Annotated in this window: 14 protein-coding genes; 7 read left to right on the forward strand and 7 right to left on the reverse strand. The window is 60.8% G+C overall.

All coding sequences use genetic code 11. The features are described from left to right. Window positions 1-30 precede the first annotated feature (30 nt). The gene (locus tag K3G63_RS01085; RefSeq protein ID WP_220612253.1) at window positions 31-1,245 is read right to left on the reverse strand and encodes an IscS subfamily cysteine desulfurase; all 1,215 of its coding nucleotides are present in this window, start codon (window positions 1,243-1,245) and stop codon (window positions 31-33) included. Window positions 1,246-1,397: 152 nt separating this feature from the next. Here K3G63_RS01085 and mce point away from each other — a divergent pair, with 152 nt between their 5' ends. Genes mce through K3G63_RS01100 form a run of 3 tightly spaced genes read left to right on the forward strand, consistent with a single transcriptional unit; the run spans window position 1,398 to window position 3,852 of the window. Beyond that, window positions 1,398-1,799, forward strand: a complete 402-nt coding sequence (gene mce / locus K3G63_RS01090) for a methylmalonyl-CoA epimerase (RefSeq protein ID WP_220612254.1) — start codon at window positions 1,398-1,400, stop codon at window positions 1,797-1,799. A 15-nt stretch (window positions 1,800-1,814) separates the two neighbouring features. After that, a complete protein-coding gene (locus K3G63_RS01095; protein ID WP_220612255.1) occupies window positions 1,815-2,396 on the forward strand; it encodes an L-threonylcarbamoyladenylate synthase in 582 nt (193 codons plus the stop codon). 40 nt (window positions 2,397-2,436) lie between these two features. Continuing rightward, window positions 2,437-3,852 carry a CCA tRNA nucleotidyltransferase gene (locus K3G63_RS01100; RefSeq protein ID WP_220612256.1) on the forward strand — a complete coding sequence of 472 codons (1,416 nt, stop codon included), beginning with the start codon at window positions 2,437-2,439 and terminating at the stop codon, window positions 3,850-3,852. Window positions 3,853-4,376: 524 nt separating this feature from the next. On the opposite strand, the gene K3G63_RS01105 is transcribed toward K3G63_RS01100, so the two are convergent. Both K3G63_RS01105 and K3G63_RS01110 read right to left on the reverse strand, forming a co-directional pair. Next, a complete protein-coding gene (locus K3G63_RS01105) occupies window positions 4,377-7,007 on the reverse strand; it encodes a PspC domain-containing protein (RefSeq protein WP_220612257.1) in 2,631 nt (876 codons plus the stop codon). 48 nt (window positions 7,008-7,055) lie between these two features. Then, window positions 7,056-7,421 carry a PadR family transcriptional regulator gene (locus K3G63_RS01110; RefSeq protein WP_220612258.1) on the reverse strand — a complete coding sequence of 122 codons (366 nt, stop codon included), beginning with the start codon at window positions 7,419-7,421 and terminating at the stop codon, window positions 7,056-7,058. A 448-nt stretch (window positions 7,422-7,869) separates the two neighbouring features. Here K3G63_RS01110 and K3G63_RS01115 point away from each other — a divergent pair, with 448 nt between their 5' ends. Both K3G63_RS01115 and K3G63_RS01120 read left to right on the forward strand, forming a co-directional pair. After that, window positions 7,870-8,967 carry a PorV/PorQ family protein gene (locus tag K3G63_RS01115; protein ID WP_220612259.1) on the forward strand — a complete coding sequence of 366 codons (1,098 nt, stop codon included), beginning with the start codon at window positions 7,870-7,872 and terminating at the stop codon, window positions 8,965-8,967. A gap of 52 nt (window positions 8,968-9,019) precedes the next feature. Then, window positions 9,020-13,573 (forward strand): C25 family cysteine peptidase, encoded by a 4,554-nt coding sequence (locus tag K3G63_RS01120; RefSeq protein ID WP_220612260.1) that lies wholly within the window; start codon window positions 9,020-9,022, stop codon window positions 13,571-13,573. 192 nt (window positions 13,574-13,765) lie between these two features. On the opposite strand, the gene K3G63_RS01125 is transcribed toward K3G63_RS01120, so the two are convergent. From K3G63_RS01125 to K3G63_RS01135, 3 genes are all read right to left on the reverse strand, one after another. Further along, complete coding sequence (locus K3G63_RS01125) at window positions 13,766-14,254, reverse strand: dihydrofolate reductase (RefSeq protein WP_220612261.1); 489 nt, start codon at window positions 14,252-14,254, stop codon at window positions 13,766-13,768. Window positions 14,255-14,435: 181 nt separating this feature from the next. Beyond that, on the reverse strand, window positions 14,436-15,380 hold the full coding sequence (gene fmt / locus K3G63_RS01130) for a methionyl-tRNA formyltransferase (RefSeq protein ID WP_220612262.1): 945 nt from the start codon (window positions 15,378-15,380) through the stop codon (window positions 14,436-14,438). An 81-nt stretch (window positions 15,381-15,461) separates the two neighbouring features. Continuing rightward, complete coding sequence (locus tag K3G63_RS01135) at window positions 15,462-16,742, reverse strand: exo-beta-N-acetylmuramidase NamZ domain-containing protein (protein ID WP_220612263.1); 1,281 nt, start codon at window positions 16,740-16,742, stop codon at window positions 15,462-15,464. A gap of 51 nt (window positions 16,743-16,793) precedes the next feature. Between K3G63_RS01135 and K3G63_RS01140 the strand changes: the two genes are divergently transcribed. Next, window positions 16,794-18,008 carry an FtsX-like permease family protein gene (locus tag K3G63_RS01140; protein WP_310794546.1) on the forward strand — a complete coding sequence of 405 codons (1,215 nt, stop codon included), beginning with the start codon at window positions 16,794-16,796 and terminating at the stop codon, window positions 18,006-18,008. A 335-nt stretch (window positions 18,009-18,343) separates the two neighbouring features. Here K3G63_RS01140 and K3G63_RS01145 read toward each other — a convergent pair whose 3' ends face one another. Further along, window positions 18,344-19,036 (reverse strand): peptidoglycan DD-metalloendopeptidase family protein, encoded by a 693-nt coding sequence (locus tag K3G63_RS01145; protein ID WP_220612265.1) that lies wholly within the window; start codon window positions 19,034-19,036, stop codon window positions 18,344-18,346. Window positions 19,037-19,274: 238 nt separating this feature from the next. On the opposite strand from K3G63_RS01145, the gene K3G63_RS01150 reads away from it, so the two are divergent. Next, on the forward strand, window positions 19,275-20,381 hold the full coding sequence (locus K3G63_RS01150; RefSeq protein WP_220612266.1) for a ferredoxin--NADP reductase: 1,107 nt from the start codon (window positions 19,275-19,277) through the stop codon (window positions 20,379-20,381). The last annotated feature ends 33 nt before the right edge of the window (window positions 20,382-20,414 follow it).

A 20,414-nucleotide genomic window follows, 5' to 3' on the forward strand; every position in this document is an offset into this window, starting at 1 on the left:
TCTTGGTGCTCAGCTCTAAGCTCTAAAAAATTAATGTTCTGCCCACTCAATTGAGTTCAGGTCGATACCCTCTTTGAACATCTCCCACAGGGGTGACATTTCGCGGAGCTTTGTGACGGCCTCTTTTACGTGGTTGATGGCGTAATCGATTTGCTCGTCGGTAGTGAAGCGGCTCAGGCCGAAGCGAAGGGAGCTATGAGCCAGGTCGTCGCTGAGGCCCAGGGCCTTCAGTACGTAGGAGGGCTCCAGCGAAGCCGAAGTGCAAGCCGAGCCGGATGATACGGCCAAGTCTTTCACGCCCATCATCAGGCCTTCGCCCTCCACATATTTAAAGGAAATGTTGGCCACGTGGGGCAGACGGTGCTCGCGCGAGCCGTTCACATAGCTTTCTTCCAAGGTCAGTAGCTCACGCTCCAAACGGTCGCGCATGGTGGAAAGGCGCTGAGTGTCCGCTTCCATTTCCTGCTTGCACAGCTCACAGGCTTTGCCGAGGCCGACAATGCCGGGCACGTTCAGGGTGCCGGAGCGCATGCCCCGCTCGTGGCCGCCACCGTCCATCTGGGCGGTTACTTTTACCCGTGGGTTTTTGCGACGCACGTACAGAGCGCCTACCCCTTTGGGGCCGTACATCTTGTGGGCCGAGAAAGCCATCAGGTCGATGCCATCAGCAATAACGTCCACTGGGATTTTGCCTACTGCCTGGGTGCCGTCCGTCATAAACAGAGCGCCGTGCTTATGGGCAATTCTGGCAATTTCGCGGATGGGCTGAATGGTACCGGTTTCGTTGTTGCCGTACATGATGGTCACCAAGATGGTTTCCGGGGTCATGGCAGCTTCCAGCTCTTCCAGGCTGATGAGGCCTTCGGCGTTAACGGGCAGGTAGGTTACGCGGCCACCCAGCTTTTCAATGTGCTTGCAGGTGTCAAGCACGGCTTTGTGCTCGGTGGTAGCCGTAATGATGTGGTTGCCTTTCTGCGAGTACATCTCGAACACGCCCTTAATGCCGAGGTTGTCGGATTCAGTGGCGCCCGAAGTGAAAATAATTTCTTTAGGGTCGCAGTTAATCAGGCCGGCAATCTGCTCGCGGGCGTAGTCCACGGCCTCTTCGGCGGCCCAGCCGAAGGGGTGGTTGCGCGAGGCAGCATTGCCGAATACCTCGGTCAGGTACGGCATCATGGCCTCCAGAACGCGCGGGTCCAGGGGCGTAGTCGCGTTGTTGTCGAGGTAAATAGGTAGCTTGAGCATGGCTCGGGGGTCTGGTTTCAGCGGAGAATCATTCGCAGGTAGAACACAAAAACTGCGGAACAGGTTTTACTTTCTTCCCACATTTGCAGTGCAAAAGTAGAACAAATACAAAGAAGCCGCGCTATGTGGCTATTGCGCTTTTCGACTAACCTATGCTCACCAATCTCGAACATCTCGGCCTTGCCGTTAAAGACCTGAAAAGTGCCACGGCCTTGTACACCGCCCTGCTGGGGCAGGAGCCGTATAAGCAGGAGCACGTAGCCTCCGAAGCCGTGGATACGGTGTTTTTCCAGGTAGGAGGCTCTAAGATTGAGCTGCTGGCCGGCACTTCCCCCGAAAGTGCCATCACCCGCTACCTCGATAAGAAGCCCGAAGGCATTCACCACGTAGCGTTTGAGGTAGATGACATCCGGGCGGAAATGGCGCGGCTGCGGGCCGAGGGCTTCACCTTATTAAATGAAGAGCCGAAAGTAGGCGCTGATAACAAGCTCGTGTGCTTCGTGCATCCGAAATCAGCCAACGGGGTATTGGTGGAATTGTGCCAGTCCATCTAACTAAAAGCCGATAGTATGAGTAGCAAATTTTTCCGGGAAGAGGTGGATGCGGCCGTCGATGCGTTGCTGATGCAGCAGGTTATTTTGTACCCCACCGATACCGTGTGGGGGCTGGGCTGCGACGCGGAGGTGCCCCGGGCCGTGGAGCAGGTGTACCGGCTCAAGCAGCGCCCCGCGGAAAAAGCCTGCATTGTGCTGGTGGCCGATGAGGGGATGTTTGCCCGCTACGCCGAGGTAGTGCCGCCTAACCTAACCGAGTTGCTGGCTGCTCAGACGCGACCTACTACCTACGTAGTGCCCGGCAGCCGCCACCTGGCCCCGAACCTGCTGGCTCCCGATGGCACCATTGGCCTGCGGGTAGTGCAAACCGATGAGTTCTGCCAGAAGGTAGTACGCCGTCTCGGCCACGGGCTGGTATCCACCTCGGCTAACCTAAGCGGAGACCCAACGCCCGGTCTGTTCTCCGAAATAAACCCGGTGCTGGTTCGCAACGCCGACTACGTGGCGCACTGGCGCCAGCAGGATGAAACCCGGGCCAGCCCGTCCCGGGTAGTGCGGGTGCGGGCTGATGGGACCTTGGAAGTGCTGCGCGACTAACCGCCGGCCCGTACCTTTGCTCCCACAACTACCTTTTCGCATGAATCAGCCCCAGCTACCTGCTTTACCCTTATTTACCACCATTGCCGAAGCGGCGGGCGAACTGGGCTACCCCGCCTACATCATTGGCGGTTACGTACGTGACTTGGTTCTGGGTCGGGAAAGCAAAGATGTGGATGTGGTGTGCGTAGGCGACGGTATCCGGCTGGCCCAAGCGGTAGGGCGCAAGCTGCCCGGCCGGCCGCGCGTGACGGTGTTTAAAAACTTCGGCACGGCCATGCTGCCTACCCCGGAAATTGAGGTGGAGTTTGTGGGCGCCCGCAAGGAAAGCTACCGGGCCGAAAGCCGCAAGCCAGAGGTGGAGGCTGGCACTCTGGAGGAAGACCTGGCCCGCCGCGACTTCACTATCAATGCCCTGGGGCTGAGCCTGAACCCGGCCGACTTCGGGACCCTGGTGGACTGCTACGACGGCATGGGTGACCTGCGCCGCAAGCTTATCCGCACTCCGCTCGACCCGGACATCACCTTTTCCGATGACCCGCTACGCATGCTGCGCGCCATCCGGTTTGCTACCCAGCTCGATTTCGACATTGAGCCCGATACGTTTGACGCCCTGGCCCGCAACAAGGAGCGCATCAAGATTGTGTCGCAGGAGCGCATTACTACGGAGCTGAATAAGATTATCATGGCCCCCCGGCCGAGTTACGGCTTCAAGCTGCTGTTTCAGTGCGGGCTGCTGCACCTCATCTTCCCGAAGATGGCCCAGCTGCACGGGGTCGAAAAGGTAGGCCAGCACGCCCACAAAGACAATTTCTACCATACCCTGCAGGTACTGGACAATGTAGTAGCCGGCGGCGGCGACCTGTGGCTGCGCTGGGCGGCCATTCTGCACGACATCGCCAAGCCCGCCACCAAGCGTTACGACAAGCGTGTGGGCTGGACTTTCCACGGCCACGAGGATAAGGGCGCGCGCTGGGTGCCCGGCATCTTTACCGACCTGAAGCTGCCGCTGGGCGAGGAAATGCGGCAGGTGCAGAAGCTGGTACGCTTGCACCTGCGCCCTATTGCCCTGGTCAAGGAAATCGTGACGGACTCGGCGGTGCGCCGCCTGCTATTCGAGGCCGGTGACGACATTGACCGGCTGATGCTGCTTTGCCGGGCCGATATTACCAGCAAAGACCACCAGCGCGTGGCCCGCTACCTGCGTAACTTTGATGTGGTAGAGCAGAAACTCAAGGAGGTAGAGGAAAAGGACCACCTGCGCAACTTCAAACCCGTCATTACTGGTGAAATCATCATGGAAACCTTTGGGCTGAAGCCTTCCCGCGCGGTAGGTGAACTAAAGGAGGCGGTGCTGGAAGCCATCCTTGAGGGCAACGTTCGTAACGAGTACGAGGAGGCCTTTCCGCTGCTGCTGGAGCTAGGCCGCCAGAAGGGGCTGGAAGCAGTAAAGTAGCGGAATAGAAAGTTGCGGTATGACTACTCCCGGTAGTCCTCTGCCGCAGTAGCCAGAGTAACGTACTACCCAATCGGCCCCGGTGGGGCGGCACCAATTGCTTAACGGCCGGTGCCGCCCCACCGGGGCTTTCCACCTACTATATCTGGTTTCGCCACTGGCATGATGGCTGGGTGGGAGCAGCCATCATGCCAGTGGCTCCCCATAAAAAATGAAGGAAGCTTCGGCCAGCCTGTTGCAGCAGGGGGTAGGCCGTAGCTTCCTTCGGGTCTCACCTTTTCACTCACTCAGTTAGACCCAGTACGCGCGCTAGATGGGCAACGCAACAAATGAGAAAACCTTGCTCACTGTGGAGTAACCTAAAAGCGCTATGAAGATGCAGTTTCTGAAATGTAAAACGGATGAAGAGTAGGAGGGTTGTGGTAAAATTTGGATAACCTCTTGATCAATAGGCTGCCGGTGACTGGCGGGCCGGGTGAAATAGCACTGGGAGTCAGTGCGGCCCGGCCCGCCTGGTTTCTTGGCTAGTCGATGGCCCGGATGGTGGCGGCCCCCACGGCCTCGCGCCGTACAGTGCCGGGCTGGCCGCTGTACTCAATCAGGCTGGCACCCACGGCATCGGCTTCCAGCTCGTCGGTTACCCGTACCCGCACCTTGCTGGCACCAATGGCATTTATGTCGGCGCGCTTAGCGGTGAAATCGGCCGCAGCCACCTCGCAGGCGCCGGCACCCTCTACGTGCAGGTTCTCAGCGCTGCCTTGCAGGGCCACCTGGCAACCGCCGGCCAGTTCCAGCCGCAACTCCTGCAACTGGCCCTCGAGGCGGAGCTGGCTGCCCCCGGCCTGCTGCACACGCAGGTCGCCGGAGTTAAAGCCACTGACTTGCCCGCGGGCGCCGCCCACCAGCCCCAACTCGTTTAGCTCGGGCAGCTCAATAGTCAGCAGTACCTCTTCCGAAGAGCCGCGCCGTGAGTCGAACAGGTTGCGGTTGCGGGGGCTGATGGTCAGTTCCTGGCCGTCGCGCTCCACCTTGAGGTCGCGCAGGGCCCGGCCGCTGCCGGCGGCCCGCACACTGTAGCTGCTGCCCTGGCGCACAATCACCCGGTAGGGGCCCACAATGCTGACGCGGGTGAAATCGGCTTCCTCAAAGCGCTGCCGCTCGGAGCCGTAGGAGTTTTCATCGGTGCTGAACGACTCTACCGGACCGAAGTCAAGGGTAACGTCCGAATCGGCCCGGCCGGCGTCGTAGTCTTCACTCCCGTCCTCGGCGTCCTGGTCTTCGGAACCACCCCGCAGGTCTTTGTCCATGCAGCTGATGCACTCAATCTTGCTACCCCGCAGGCGGTACGAGAAGTTTTCGGGGTGGTAGGGGGCCCGGCTATTCACGTAGTCCTCGTCATTGAGCCAGTTGGCAAACTCCTCCGTCATGCGGAAGGTGCGGTTGCGAGGCATGAGCAGGCGCAGGCTCACTTCCTGGTCGCGGAATTTGGCGCCGGGCTGAAACGTGTAGTGGTCGTCGATGCTGAGCGTGGAGTCGTTGGGAATGCGCAGGTTGTGCAGGATGGAGGTAGCAGCCGTGCGGCGGGCCAGCGAGTCGGTGGGGCCCTTGGCCGAGATGATTCGCTCCAGGCGTACGGGCTGAGTGCTATCTACGGCAATCAGATCCAGGTCTAGCCACTCGCCGCTGTTCAACTGGCGGCGCTCCAGTACCAGGGCGGGCGTCGTCAGGGTGGTCAGGTTGGTGGTTTGGGTGATTTCTGCCTCGTGCTGGAACTCCCGCGCCATGCGGGTGCCGGCCACCGAGCTGCCTACCACGCCCAACAGCCAGAGCCCGAGCAGGCTAAGCGAGGCCGTGCGGTTGAGGATCGTGCGGCGCAGTAGCAACCCCAGGCCCGAAAGCAGCAGGGCCAGCGCCGGAATAGCCGTGAGCAGGTAGAAGCTCAGCACCGCCAGCGGCGAAATGTCATTGAAGAGCACGAAAGGCTGCAGTGGGCCGAAATCGAGGTTGTCGGAGGCGGAAATCACGCCCAGGCCCACGCCCATCATAATGGTGCTGGCCAGCAGCCACCCAAAGCCCGTGAGAACCAGAATACCCCCGGCTACTACCCGGATGGCCGAGCCCAGAAAGTTAATCAGCGGCCGGATGTTCTGAAAGAAGTTCTCTAGGAAGGTGCCAACGGGCCGGTTATTGGCCGGAGCATCCTCCGAACCAGCCGCATATGGATTATTGCGCAGGTTGTTATCCAGGGCGGAAAGAGTCACTGCGTCGCCGCGCATGCGGAGCTTGTCGGAGGCGGTTTTCGCCTCCGGCAAGAGAATCCACAGGATGATGTAGAGCGGGAAGGCAAAGCCCCCGGCAAATAGCCCCACGATGAACAGAATCCGAATCAAGACGACATCGACCTTGAAGTAGGCCGCCAGCCCCGAGGATACGCCCCCGATTTTACCGGTATCCGTGTCGCGGTACAGCTTTTTGAATACCGGGTCCTCCTCAGAGGGAGTGGCATCGTAGCGGACGGGCAACACAACCCACAGAATGATGTAAGTCAGAACGGATATGACTGGCAGCTTCTCGCTGAAGTTATCCAGCGGCGTGCTGTCGAACAGAATCGGAAACACAATGAGCAGGGCCAGAAAGCCCAGCCGGATCCAGAGCGGATTAACGGCGAAGTAGCGGGCAATACCGGCGGCCACACCCGCAATTTTGCGGTTGTTCATGTCGCGGTATAAGCGTTGGGTGCCTTCGGGCTCGGCCGTGCCGGTAGCGCCACTGGCACCGGCCGCGCCGGCCGAGTAGCGGCTGCTGCTGGAGCGGGGGCCGGTGTAGGTGCCCTGGGCCGAGCCCGTGGCTACGGCTTCCGCCAGGATTTCCTCATCGTCCTCGGCCTCGTCGGCGGTCTGGAAGTCGCTTACCCGGCCCATTTTGGCGGTCATGGCTTCCACATCTTCCAGCGTGATGACCTGTTTGAGGCCCGAGAGACGGGCGGCGAACAGCTCGGCAATGCGGCCTTCAATGTCGGCCACGATTTCCTCGTGACCCCGGTAGCCGCTGAAGTGGGCTTTCACTTCCGCCAGGTAGCGGCTGAGCACGTCGTAGCCATCTTCCTCAATGTGGAAGATCATGCCCTGAAGGTTGATGCTGATGTTCTTTTTCATCTCAGTGCTGCAACAATTCAAGTATAACTGGAAGGTGGAAAGCGGCCACTACAGCAGCGTTTCCGCGGGAGCCGCCCCGGCCGCGTGCGGCCGCTGCCGGATGATGCGGATGGAATCCTGGACTTCTTCCCAGGTTAGGCGCAACTGGTGCAGGAACTCCTGGCCGGCGGCGGTGAGCGTGTAGTACTTGCGGGGAGGGCCACTGGTAGATTCTTTCCAGGTGTAGTCCAGCAGGCCCGCGTTCTTGAGGCGCGTCAGCAGCGGGTAGAGCGTTCCTTCCACCACAATCATGCGGGCTGAAGTAAGCTCTTCGAGCATGTCCGACGCATACACCTCTCCGCGGGCAATGATTTCCAGGATGCAGAACTCCAGGATGCCCTTCCGCATCTGCACTTGGGTGTTCTCGACTTTCATGGGCTGAGGCAGATATCGGTGAAGAATGAGTCAAATGTAAGTAAAGGTACTATGTAACACAAGGTACTTGGTAAAAATAATTTTGGTTGCGCTGGATGCCTGACTTTTTATGAGCTTCCGGTCTTTCCCGCCTGACTGCTACCGCGCTAGCATTCCTAGAAAGCAGAGGATTCGCTTGAAATGTCCGGGGATGCTGTCAGCAATAAGTCTCCGTTAGGCCGTCACCTGCTGCTTCGCGGTGCGGAATAGCGGTCCGGACCGGTGCGGGCGAGTAGCCCCGGGCAGGGTAGGAGAAAGGCTGCGCGTATTCGGCCCTGGCAAAGCGCAAGGTTTTTAGCGGCTGAAAATCAGGGTTAACCGAGAAGTACAATCCGCCTCGCACTATAAATGAGTATCTTGCGTTGCTGCCGCGTCAACCTTTTTCCTGATCCTATCCGATTTACTTTCTATGCCGCATTTTTCCCGTTGCGCTGCCCTGCTGCTGGGCGTGGGCCTGAGCGTCGGGGCCCTGGTGCCCGCGCTGGCGCAAACCAAGACGCCGAAATACAGCAACGAGTTTCTCAATATTGGCGTGGGCGGTCGGGCCCTGGGCATGGGCAAGGTGCAAGTGAGCCTGGCCGATGACGCCACGGCCGGCTACTGGAACCCAGCGGGGCTGGCCAGCCAGAAAACCAAGTACGATGCCGCCCTGATGCACTCCGAGCTGTTTTCGGGCATCGTGAAAAACGACTACGCGGCCTTCTCCCTGAAGCTCGACGACAAAAGCGCCATCGGGGCCAGTGTTGTGCGCCTGGGGGTGGATGACATTGCCGATACCCGCGCCCTGGTCAACGAGTACGGCTACATCAACTACGATAATATCCGCTACTTCTCGGTCGCCGACTACGCCGTGCTGCTTTCTTACGCCCGTCAGCTCGGCAGTATTGAGGGGTTGCAGGTAGGGGCCAACGCCAAAGTTATCTACCGCAATATTGGCTCCTTCGCCAATGCCTGGGGCTTCGGGGTAGATGCCGGCGTGCAGTACCAGCGCAACAACTGGCGCCTGGCTCTGATGGCCCGCGACATTACTACTACCTATAATGCCTGGACCATTCATCCGGAGGAGTTTGAGGGCTCGGCCAACGCCCTGGACCCCCTGCCCAAAAACAGCACGGAAATTACCCTGCCGCTCTTTGTGCTGGGCGCCAGCCGCCTCGTGCAGCTGCCCGGCGAGTTCACTGCCCTCGGCGCCCTGGACCTGGAGCTGAGCACCGACGGGCAGCGCAACACGCTGCTCTCATCGAAAGCCGTGAGCCTGGACCCCCGGGCCGGCCTGGAGCTGGGCTACAAGCAGCTGGTGTATCTGCGCGGCGGGGTGGGCAATGCCCAGCAGGTGCAGTCCTTTACCGGCAAGGAGCAGTGGAAGGTGCAACCCAGCCTAGGGGTAGGGCTGGCCCTCAGCGGCCTGCGGCTGGATATGGCCCTCTCGCGCATGGCCGTCGAGAAGCTGGGGCAACAGTCGCAACCCACGTCCATTATCGTTTCACTGGGCTACGGCTTTAAATAGCCGGTCCCTGGCCCCGAATCTATCTACCTAGTACGTAGTTAACGTTTTTCGTATGACACAAGCTTACCAGAAGCAATGGTGGCTATCCTTTCTACTTATAGTGCTTAGCATTGCCACGGGGCGGGCCCAGTCTGGCCCCTACGGCAACGAGTGGATTGTGCCCGGTCAGCAGTACTATAAAGTGAAAGTAGCCCGTGACGGGCTCTACCGCCTCGACTACCAGTACCTGCAGCGGGCAGGCATTACCGGCGTCAGCCCGCAGCGCCTGCAACTCTGGCGCCGCGGCCGGCAGGTAGCCATTCACGTGGGCGGCAACCAGTCGACGCTGGATCAGTCGAGCTTTATTGAGTTTTTTGGGCAGCGTAACGACGGCACCCTCGACCGGGGTATGTTTAAGAATGCCGACGATAATCCCCAGCCCTACTACAGCCTCTTTACCGATACAGCCGCCTACTTCCTGACGTGGTCCAGCTCCGCCCAGGGACTGCGCATGGCCCAGACTAACCCCGCGCCCACGGCCGCCCCGCATACCCGGCGCCTGCGCCAGCCCCTGCGCGTGTTCACCGACGCCTACAACGTTATCAACGACGAAACCAACGTGTACAACTCGTGGTCGGAGCGGGGAGAAAACTTTTTGAGCAATGAATTTGCCGATCAGCCCTTTACCGTGACGTTTGACTCGGTGTGGGCCGTGGCCAGCGGCGGGCCCGTGCCCCGCGTGACGGTGCAGGTGGTAGGGAAAACCACTGGGGCCCACCGTACGCAGGTGAGCGTAGTAGGGGCCGGGGGCAGCACCCGGGTGCTGGGCGTGCTCAACTACTCCAACTTCGACTATGCCCGCGGCTCCTACGAACTGCTGGCTTCTGACCGCACGGCCAGCGGCCGAGTGGAGCTGAAAATTGTTCAGTTGTTGGGTAATACTTCTAACGGGCCCCGCGGCGACCGGGCCCGCGTTGCCTATGCCCGCCTGACCTACCCCCAGAGCAGCCGCTGGCCTCAGCGCCAAACCCAGTTGTTTTTCGCCAGCGACTCTACCCTGACCGGGCCGGCGTACTACCTACTGGATTCTATTCCGGCTACCGTGCGCGGCTACGACATTACCGACCCCTACGCCGTGCAGCGCGTGGAGGGCCGGGCTGGCACCAGCGCCAGCCAGCGGGGCTTTGTATTTGCCGATGCCACTACCCGCACGCGCATCCTGCTGCTGGCCGATGCTGACCGGGCCCTGGTGCCCGGTGCTCCGCAGCGCGTCTACTTCCGCCCAATTTCGCCAGCAGCGCACAACTTCATCATTGTGACCAGCCGGGTACTTATGCACCAAGCTGGCAACTCGGCTAACCCAGTGCGCGACTACGCCACCTACCGGGCCAGCACCGGCTGGGATACGCTGGTGGTCACCTCGGAGCTACTGTACGATCAATTTCACTATGGAGAACGGTCGTCGCTGGCCGTACGGCAGTTTGCCCAGTGGATGCTGGCCGGTAGCTCCCGGCCCAAGTCACTGCTGCTGCTGGGCAAAGGCATTGGGGTTAGTGAGTTTTGCGGGGTTTCTTTCCGTAAAGACCCCGAAAATTACCGCGACTGTCTGGGCTACACGGGTAGCTCGGCAGTAGTGCGCAACCTGGTACCCGCCAGTACCCGCGGTATCTCCGACATTTTCTTCACGGCTGATTGGCAGAACAACGATTACCGGCCGCGCATGATTACCGGCCGTATTGCGGCTCAAACCCCTCAGCACGTTCTCAACTACCTCAACAAGCTTAAGGAACACGAGGCGCTAGGCTACGCACCTTGGCGGCGGAACGTGCTGCACATGGTAGGTAGCCTGCAACCCTACGAAGCCCCGGCTTTCGAAGCGTACGTTGACAAGTACGCCACCTATGTGCGCCGGCCCCCGTTTGCCGGCACGGTGGTAAAAACCTACCGCCGGGCCGACTACCCGGGCAATATTCCCGGGGCGACCCCGCCGCTGAACCTGGCGGCCGACTTCAATGCCGGCCTCTCCTTTATTTCGTATTTCGGCCACGGCGGACCCCAAACCCTGGCCTGGCAGGTTGCCAAAATCAACGACGCGGCCAACGGCTTTGCCAACCAGGGTAAGTATCCGGTGTGGTACATCAGCGGCTGCTCGGCTGGCAATGCGTTTACCTCGTACGGCTCGTTTGGCGAAGACTATATGCTAGCCGAAAACAAAGGGGTAGTGGGTTTCCTCAGCGAGTCAGATCTGGGCTTCGACCCCGACCTGGACGCCCTGCACACCGAAATAGTGAAAATGCTGTTCTCTGACCCTACCTGGTACGGCAAGCCCGTGGCGGAGGTGCAGCAGGAGGCTGTGCGGCGCCTGCAAACCAACACGAGTCCCTCCAGCATCACGTCCCTGATGAACACCATCTGGCAGGGCGACCCCGCCCTGAAGCTGTTCTCGCCCCTCAAGCCCGATTTCCAGACGGCCAACAGCCAAGTGCAGCTTTCCCCCTCGGTGGTACCCATTACAGCGACCAGCTTCGAGTTGAAAGTAACCGTGAACAACCCCGGCCGCAGCCAGGCCGGTAGCCCCCTTGATATTCGCGTAACGCGCAGCTACACCAACGGCCGGCCCAACGAGGTACTGCTATTCAACGACCTGCGCCAGGCCCGCCACGATACTACCTACACGCTTACCATTACGAACCCTAGTGTAGGTAACATTGCGGGTCTGAACACCTTCCTGGTGGAAGTGGACCCGGCCAATAAGATTGACGAGCTGGACGAAACCAACAACCAGGCTACCTTAACCTACACGTTCCTGACGGGCGGTGTCACGACCCTGAGCCCTCCAGAATTCGGCATTGTGGGCAGCACGGCGGTGCGCCTGGTAGGGCAGAGCAACACGGCTACCACCCTGAGCCGCGAGTACGACATGGAGCTGGACACGGTGCAGACCTTCAACAGCGGCCAGCTGAAAACCAAGCGCGTGGCCGCCGTAATGGTGCCCGAGTGGAGCGAAACGCTACCCACCTTCGCCGGGCGCGACAGTGTGGTGTGGTACTGGCGCCTGCGCCTGCACGCACCCCAGCCCGGCGAAAATGCCGACTGGGCTGTCAGCTCCTTCCGCGTGATTAGCGGCCGCAGCGGCGGCTGGTCGCAGAGCCACCCCGGCCAGTTCCGCCGCGACGAGCGAACCGGCATTGAGGTGGCCGTACCCGGCGGGCAGTGGAGCTTTGCGGCCGGCACCAAGGAAGCTACCGTTACCTCTACCCGCATTGGTCCGGCCCGGGAGTGGCAAACCCTCTACCACACCATCCGGACCAGCCCCACGGGTAACTATACGCTACGCCTGCTGGGCATTGACACGCTGGGCGTGGTAACGGTGCTAAACCCCAACGTCACCAACCGCGCGCAGGCCCTGGCTGGCGTTTCGGCCCGGCAATACCCCTACTTGCAACTGCAGGCGGTGCTGCGCGAAACTGGCTCGGGGGCGGCCCCGCAGCTGGAGCAGTGGCTGGTAACCTACCAGGGCATTCCGGAAGGGGTAGTGCGGCGGGACGCGGTGCTGGCCTCGGCCCCCACGGCCTACGACGCGGCCACGCTGGCCCAGCAGGCCCGCACCGGCACGCTCACCATTCCGGTCAGCTTCCAGAACGTAGCCGACTTCGACTTCACCGATCCGCTGGTGGCCTACATTCTGGTGCGCGACAATAATAACCGCACGGTGCAGAAAAACGTGGTGTTCCGGGGCAACCCGCTGCTGGCCCATTCCCAGCGCACCTACGAGGTAAAGCTGAATATTGTGGGCCTGAGTGGTACGCTCAGCGGCCAGGTAGTGATGAACCCCCGCCGCCAGCCCGAGCAGTACTACTTCAACAATGAGCTGGCGTTGCCGTCCTTTGAAGTGGAAAACCGCGACACGCCCCCGGTGCTGGATGTGGCCTTCGATGGCCGCCACCTGCTCAACGGCGACATTGTGTCCACCCAGCCCATCATCAGCATTCAGCTTCGCGACGCCGACCGCCTGCGGCCCCTGAAGGACCGCTCGGCCTTTATCGTGACCATGACCCGGCCCGGGGCTACGGCCTCGGTGCCCGTAAACCTGAATGCCGCCGGTATCACCTTCGTGGCCGACTCGGCCCAGGGTACGGCCCGTCTGGAGTATCAGCCGGGCAAGACCACTCCGCTGCCTGATGGCGTGTACACGCTGGAAGTGCAGGGCCGCGACGGCTCGGGCAACCTGGCCGCCTCCGAGCCCTACCGCATTACCTTCGAGGTAATCAGCAGCTCGTCCATCACCAATGTGTTTCCCTATCCTAACCCAGTTACCAGCAAAACGAAATTTGTGTTCACGCTCACGGGTGCTACGGTGCCGCGCAACATGAAAATTCAGATTGTGAGCCTGACCGGGCGGGTAGTCAAGGAAATCATGATGGCCGACCTGGGGCCCCTGCGCATCGGCAACAACATCTCGGAGTACGCCTGGGATGGTACCGATGACTACGGCGACCGGCTGGCCAACGGCACCTACCTCTACCGGGTGGTGCTGGACGACGCCGGCGGCGAGTTCAAACACCGCGAAACCGGCGCCGACAAAGCCTTCAAGAAAGGCTGGGGCAAGCTGGTGCTGCTGCGCTAGATGGGGAGCTGGTGAAGTGGTGAAACAGAGAGTTGCCGTTCTGTTAAGAGTGGCAACTTCCTACCGAAAAGCCCTATAGAAAAGCCCCGGCAGATTTCTGCCGGGGCTTTTCGCTTCTTGTTTCCGATACGTACTGGCGCTGGGCAGTCAGGTTTACCCGCCCGTCAAACTCATCAGTTCACCAACTCACCGCTAACGCCGGCGCCGGAGCGTGACGAAGCTAAAGGCGTAGGCGTGCTTTTCGTCGGGCTCGTGCCGCTCGCGGGTTTCCTCGCGCCACTCGGCCGGGTTCAGCTCCGGGAAGGTCACGTCGCCCTCGAAGGCGTGATGCACTTCGGTCAGGTACACGACATCGGCGGCGGGCAGGGCCTGGCGGTAGATTTCCCCGCCTCCAATCACAAATACTTCCTCGTCGAAGGTGCGGGCCAGCTCCAGGGCCTGAGGTACGGCGTAGGCGGTTTCGCAGCCCTCGGCCCGCCACTCCGGCTGGCGGGTTACGATGATGTTGGTGCGACCCGGTAGGGGCCGGCCGATGCTCTCGAAGGTGCGACGCCCCATCACAACCGGATGGCCCTGGGTGAGCTGCTTGAAGTGTTTCAGATCCAGTGGCAGGTGCCAGGGCAATTGGTTTTCGCCCCCGATTACGCCGTTATCGGCCACGGCTACAACAAGTGCGGTCATAGAAAAAAGGTAGGTAGGTCAGTAGAAAACACAGCGCAGCCTGGGCAACGAGGGCCAGCAACAGTTTGTGCGGTATTCTTAATAAAGTAAAAAACACCGCACAAGCCACGCGCAACGAAATCGGCAACGTAGGTTGTGCGGTTTTTTCTAATACTTGAAAAAACCGCACAACCCACAGGGTTCACCCTAAGGTTGCTGCGTTGAACCCCCGGAGGAACTCTGCCACCGGCAGGCGCTTTTTGCCTTCTAGCTGCACGTCCAGCAAATCAAGCAGGCCATTGCCGGTTTGCACGCGTAGGTAGTGGCGGCCGTCGGTAAACCAGCGCCCGGGCGTGCTGGCGTCGGGGCCACTAGCCTCCTCGTCGTCGAGCGGCTGGGCTTTAAAAACCTTGAGCGTGCGGCCATCGGGAAGCTGGGTAAACGCCGTGGGTACGGGCGAGAGGCCCCGCACCAGATTGGCCAGCGCCGGCGCCGACTGTTGGAAGTCCAGGCGGCCGGTTTCCTTGTGCAGCTTAGGGGCCGGCCGCAGCTCGGGCAGCTCCGGCTGGGGCGTACTGGGGGCCGTGCCGGCCGCAATGGCCTGCACCGAGCGCAACGCCAGCCCGGCGCCGGCCGCTTTCAGCTTTTCGTACAGGGAGCCGAAGTCGTCCTCGGGGGCAATGTCCACGGCGTCTTGGTAAATTAAGTTGCCCGTATCGATTTCGTGGCGCAGGAAAAAGCTGGTTACGCCCGTGCGCGTATCCCCGTAAATCAGGGCCCAGTTGATGGGAGCCGCCCCGCGGTACTGGGGTAGCAGGGAGGCGTGAATGTTGATGGAGCCCAGCCGCGGCATGTTCCAGACGGCCTCGGGCAGCATGCGGAACGCTACTACTACCTGCAAGTCGGCCGCGTAGCTGCGCAACTCCTGCTGAAACTCCGGGGCTTTGAGGTTAGTCGGCTGCAGGACGGGCACTTGGTGCTGCTGGGCGGACTGCTTTACGGCCGAAGCCTGCAGCTGGCGGCCGCGGCCGGCGGGTTTATCAGGAGCCGTAACCACTGCTACCACCTGGCAGCCCGGCCAGGTTAGCAAGGTCTCCAGGGTAGGCACCGCAAACTCGGGGGTACCCATGAAAATAATACGCAGCATGTTAGTCAGTGAATGAATGATTGAATGAGTAGGTGAGTGAAGCAAGGAAGCGGCCTAAAACTACTGCACTCAATTCCTCATTCACTTAAAATCGGGGTAGAGCAGGTACTTCTTGCGCAGCGCCTTATACTGGCCCAGTGCCGGCTCCCAGGACTGGCGGATTTCTTGTTCGGTTTTGCCGGCCACAATTTGTTGGCGCAGAGCGGCCGTGCCAGCCAGGCGCTCGAAGCCTTTGTTAAAAAAGGTAGCCTTGTCGGAGCTTTGCCGGTAGAAATCCAGCAGGTACTTCAGGGTAAAACCGACCTCGTTGCCCGTCTGGCGCAGATCCTCCCCGTAGCAGAGCTTACCGTTCTGGGGCGGGGAGGTAGAGCCGGGGTTGGGGGTAGGCGTGAAGCGGAAAGGCCGGGTGTTGGGCTGGGTAGGCGCGCCAATCACCTCGAAGGGCATGGCCGTGCCCCGGCCCACGCTCACGTCGGTGCCCTCAAACAGGCATAGGCTGGGGTAGAGGGCTACCGAATGCGGAGTGGGCAGGTTGGGCGAGGGGCGTACGGGTAGCTCGTAGCGGGTATCGTGGGTGTAGCCCTGCATAGGCACCACCGTCAGGCGGCACTGCCGCTTGCCTTCCAGCCACTGCTCCCCGTTAATCATCCGGGCCAGCTCGCCCACCGTCAGGCCGTGCACTATCGGAATGGGATGCATACCCACGAAGGTTTTAAACTGGGGCTCCAGCACCGGGCCATCCACGTACCAGCCGTTGGGGTTGGGGCGGTCCAGAATAATTACCTCCTTGTTTTGCTCCGCCGCCGCTTCCATTACGTAGTGCATGGTGCTAATGAACGTATAGAAGCGCGTGCCCACATCTTGAATGTCAAACACCAGCACATCCACATTGCGCAGCATTTCCGGCGTGGGCTTTTTGGTAGCCCCGTACAGGCTTAGGGCGGGCAGGCCGCTGCGGGCGTCCTTGCCGTCTTTGATGGTCGCCCCGTCGGCGGCCTCGCCGCGGAAGCCGTGCTCCGGCCCGAAAATCGCCTGCACGTTCACGCCCCGGGCCAGCAGCGTATCCACCAGAAACGCCCGCCCCACCTTGGCCGACTGGTTGACCACCACGCCTACCCGCTTGCCCTGGAGCAGGGGCAGGTACCGGCCGAACTGCTCCGCGCCTACGCGCAGCGGCTCGGCGGCCGGCAGGATCACCTGGGGCGGTGAGGCCACGGTTTGCCGCAGCGGCGCCGTTGGGGTAGCAGCGGTAGGAGCAGAACGAGCAGCCGGGTCAGTGGCCGGGGCCGATTGGGGCGGCCGGGTGCAGTCGGTGAGCAGAAGCGAGAAGCCTAGCAGGCTCGCGGACAAGGAGGAAGGCATAGGCGGGGCGGGGAAATGGAAAACTGCCGGGATTCGTCTAGCTTTACGCCAGTGAACGTCTCACAGTACATATCTAATAAGATCGACGGAGCCGATGCAGGGTCATTTACCTCATCGGTGACAAAGATAGCCATCATCAGCATTGCCATGGGTTTGGCCGTGATGGTGGTGTCGTTTGCGATTCTGGAGGGTTTCCGCAACGAAATCCAGAACAAGATCTTCTCGTTCGGCTCGCACCTGCAAATCAGCAAGTACGATACCAACAATTCCCTGGAGGTGGAGCCTATCAGTGGGCCTCGCCTGGTGCGGGAGCTGCAGCACAATCCGCAGGTAGCCTCTATCCAGCCGTTTGCCCGCAAAACGGCCATCATCAAAACCAAGGAGGAAGTGCTGGGTGTGGTGCTGAAAGGCATCGATGAGAAAAGCGGCCGCTCGCCCATGCGGCAGAATTTAGTGGCTGGTAAGTTCCTGGCCTTTTCGGATACGGCGGCCAGCAACGACGTGCTGCTCTCGCGCAAGGTGGCCGACAAGCTTCGCCTCAAGCCCGGCGACAAGGCCCTGTTTTACTTTATCCAGAACCCGCCCCGGGTGCGCCAGTTCACGGTGCGCGGCATCTACCAGACCGGCCTCGACGAGTTCGACGAGGCCTACGTCATCGGCGACATTCAGCAGGTGCGCGACCTAACCAACTGGCCCGACTCCCTGGTAGGCGGGCTGGAAATCACGCTCAAGGACTTCAACCGCCTTGACCCCGTAGCCGACAACCTCTACGAGAATCTGCGCTACGATTTGAAGCTGGACAAAATCACGGACCAGTACGCCCAGCTCTTCGACTGGCTGCAGCTGCTGAACCGCAACGTGGTTATCTTCCTGATTCTGATCATCTTCGTGGCCACGTTCAACATGGTGGCTACCATTTTTATCATGATTCTGGAGCGCACCAACATGATTGGGGTGCTCAAGGCCATCGGGGCCACCGACAACCAGATCCGAAGCATGTTCTTCTTTCGGGGGCTGAGCCTGACGGTCCGCGGCATGCTCTACGGCAACCTGATCGGGCTGGGCTTCTGCGCCATTCAGTACTTCTTCCATCCCATCCCGCTGGACCCCGAGAACTACTACATGGACCGGGTGCCCATTCACTGGGACCCGCTGATGATTGTGGTGCTCAACGCGGCCACCTTCCTTACCTCCCTGCTGGCCGTACTGATTCCGACCTACCTCATCTCGCGCATCAAGCCTGTCGTCGCCATCAAGTTCGACTGATCCACGGGGCAACCGATGAAACTGAGCACATCTGTGTGGGTGGCGTTATGTGCCCTTGGGCTGCCCGCTGCTTTTTTAGTCGCTTTTGTCGCTGAACAGTTGCTGGTTGCTGACCCAGACATGAAGTTTTGGGTGCTTTTTTTAGTGAGCCTCACGCCATGTGGGCTGTTGGCAGTTGGACTAGGGTTGTTTGACGTGTTCAGGCGTAGGAAAGACGGCCAGCCCATATTGTTAGGCAAGCTAGCTGCCTTTATCATAATAGGGGTAGGGCTGCTTGAGAGTGTGGGAGGCGTGTTTGGAATAGGGTTAATAGTACTTGTGCTCGGAGCACTAGACTAAGTAGAGAGCCACTGACTCTGCAAAATAAGATTAGGGTCGGGGCAGAGGGTTGCCCATTTCTCCCGCTCCTCCAGCAGCCCTACCCCCGGAAAGTCGCCCACCCGGCCTTCCAGATCGGCAATTACTTGAAAGTGCAGGTGGGGCGGCCAGTCGCCGTTTTCGGGGGCGGGGCCAACCTCCGTGAAGGTGTCCCCTTTCCCGATGGTCATGCCGGGGCGCAGCAAGAGGGTTTCGCGGCGGCTGAGGTGGCCGTAGAGGGTATAGAAAACGGTGCCTTCGAGTTGGTGCTGCAGGATGACGGTGGGGCCGTAGTCGCCGAAATGGTCGTTGTCCTGCACGCTGTGCACTACCGCGTCCAGGGGCGCCAGTACGGGCGTGCCGGCCCGCAGCCACACATCCACGCCTAGGTGCAGGGAGCGGGCGGGCACGGCCGGGTCGCCGAACAGCCCGGGGCTGCGGCGGTAGATGATGCGGTTTTCGAGGTAGCCGCCTACCCCAATGTGGGCCTGCTGCGCCTCCAGCAGGCGCCCTACCAGCTCTTCGAAGGCGGCCGTATCGCGCAGGTCAGCGTCTTGGAGCAACGGGTTGGCGGCGGTAAAATCGAGGCGGGCTACGTCGGGGGCGTTCAGGTCAACGGGCAGCACGGGGCCAAATTCGTGTTGGTGGCGTTCGAGCAGGGCAGCAAGCATAGAGCGGAGAACGGAAAGTAGGATGGAGTTCGGGTACGAAGAAAGCAGCAGTGGTGTAACGAGGGAATAACGGCTACGTGGTGCGCAAGAGGCAGCTACGCCTGCGCAGCACTACCCCGGAAAGAAGCCGCAAGATTTTGTACGTAGCCTCAACGGGTCGCAAGCTACGGCGTACGCCACATTATCCCGTATTTTTGCCTTTTATTCCGAGTTGACTCCCTAGTCCTAGTCCCCGCATATGAGCAGCCCCTACCTTACCCTCCACGTTGTTGAGCTAACCCAGGAAACGCCCGACGCCGTAACCATTCACTTCGAGCGTCCCGACCGCCAGCTGGTTGCTAGCCAGCCCGGTCAGTTTCTGACCTTGATTTTACCCTGCGGCCCCGGCGGCAAGAAAGAGCGCCGGGCCTACTCGCTGAGCAGTACCCCCAGCGAGGCCCCCCGCCTGGCCGTGACGGTAAAGCGCGTAGCCGGCGGCTTGGTCAGCAACTATTTGCTTGACACCGTGCGGGTAGGCCAGCAGGTAGAAGCAATGGCGCCCCTGGGCAACTTCACGCTCACACCCCAGCCTGGCTCTGCCCGCTCCATTGTGCTGGTAGGGGCTGGCTCAGGCATCACCCCGCTCATGAGCATGCTCAAAGCGGTGCTGCGCGAGGAGCCCCGGAGCCACGTGCTGCTGGTGTACGGGAACCGCAACGAGGAGTCGGTGATATTTGCCGAGCAGCTGCGCCGCCTCGAACAACAGTACGCCGGCCGCCTGCAGGTGGAGCACGTATATAGCCAGCCCCTGAAGCCTACCTCCGGGCACCAGCACACGGGCCGCCTCAACCGTACCATGCTGCTGCGCATTCTGGAGCAGCGTCACCAGTTTCCGGCCGCCCAGGCCGAGTACTACCTCTGCGGGCCCGAGGGCATGATGACGGAAGCCCAGGCCGCCCTGGAACTGCTGGGCGTCCCGGCCAGCCGCATCCGGCGCGAGAGTTTCGTGGCCGCCGCCGATGCCACGGAAACGGCTGCCGCCCAGCCCACCGGCCACGGCGACGTGTCCACGGCCGCCGATGACAAGCCCGGCGCGTATACCGTCACCATCAACTACGAAGGCTCAGAATATCAGGTAGCAGTGGCGCCTAATCAGACTATTCTGGAAGCTGCCCTCGACCAGGATATTGACTTGCCGTATTCCTGCCAGGCTGGCCTCTGCACCGCCTGCCGCGGCAAGTGCCTCTCCGGCAAAGTGCACCTGGATGAGCGTGAGGGCCTGTCCGACGCGGAAATCAAGCAGGGCTACGTCCTGACTTGTGTGGGGCACCCCCTGACAGCTGATGTAGTTATTGAAATTGACTAGCGCCAACCTGTCCGCCGCTTTTTCACAGTAGTG

The organism is Hymenobacter sp. HSC-4F20, assembly GCF_019599275.1.
Taxonomy (GTDB): domain Bacteria; phylum Bacteroidota; class Bacteroidia; order Cytophagales; family Hymenobacteraceae; genus Hymenobacter.

Excerpts from the sequence above, each read along its gene's own strand:
- K3G63_RS01110 (WP_220612258.1), bottom strand. The coding sequence starts at position 7,421 with ATGAAAGTCGAGAACACCCAAGTGCAGATGCGGAAGGGCATCCTGGAG.
- K3G63_RS01145 (WP_220612265.1), bottom strand. The coding sequence starts at position 19,036 with ATGCTTGCTGCCCTGCTCGAACGCCACCAACACGAATTTGGCCCCGTG.
- mce (WP_220612254.1), top strand. The coding sequence starts at position 1,398 with ATGCTCACCAATCTCGAACATCTCGGCCTTGCCGTTAAAGACCTGAAA.
- K3G63_RS01115 (WP_220612259.1), top strand. The coding sequence starts at position 7,870 with ATGCCGCATTTTTCCCGTTGCGCTGCCCTGCTGCTGGGCGTGGGCCTG.
- K3G63_RS01125 (WP_220612261.1), bottom strand. The coding sequence starts at position 14,254 with ATGACCGCACTTGTTGTAGCCGTGGCCGATAACGGCGTAATCGGGGGC.
- K3G63_RS01100 (WP_220612256.1), top strand. The coding sequence starts at position 2,437 with ATGAATCAGCCCCAGCTACCTGCTTTACCCTTATTTACCACCATTGCC.
- K3G63_RS01150 (WP_220612266.1), top strand. The coding sequence starts at position 19,275 with ATGAGCAGCCCCTACCTTACCCTCCACGTTGTTGAGCTAACCCAGGAA.
- K3G63_RS01120 (WP_220612260.1), top strand. The coding sequence starts at position 9,020 with ATGACACAAGCTTACCAGAAGCAATGGTGGCTATCCTTTCTACTTATA.
- K3G63_RS01105 (WP_220612257.1), bottom strand. The coding sequence starts at position 7,007 with ATGAAAAAGAACATCAGCATCAACCTTCAGGGCATGATCTTCCACATT.
- K3G63_RS01135 (WP_220612263.1), bottom strand. The coding sequence starts at position 16,742 with ATGCCTTCCTCCTTGTCCGCGAGCCTGCTAGGCTTCTCGCTTCTGCTC.
- K3G63_RS01085 (WP_220612253.1), bottom strand. The coding sequence starts at position 1,245 with ATGCTCAAGCTACCTATTTACCTCGACAACAACGCGACTACGCCCCTG.
- fmt (WP_220612262.1), bottom strand. The coding sequence starts at position 15,380 with ATGCTGCGTATTATTTTCATGGGTACCCCCGAGTTTGCGGTGCCTACC.
- K3G63_RS01095 (WP_220612255.1), top strand. The coding sequence starts at position 1,815 with ATGAGTAGCAAATTTTTCCGGGAAGAGGTGGATGCGGCCGTCGATGCG.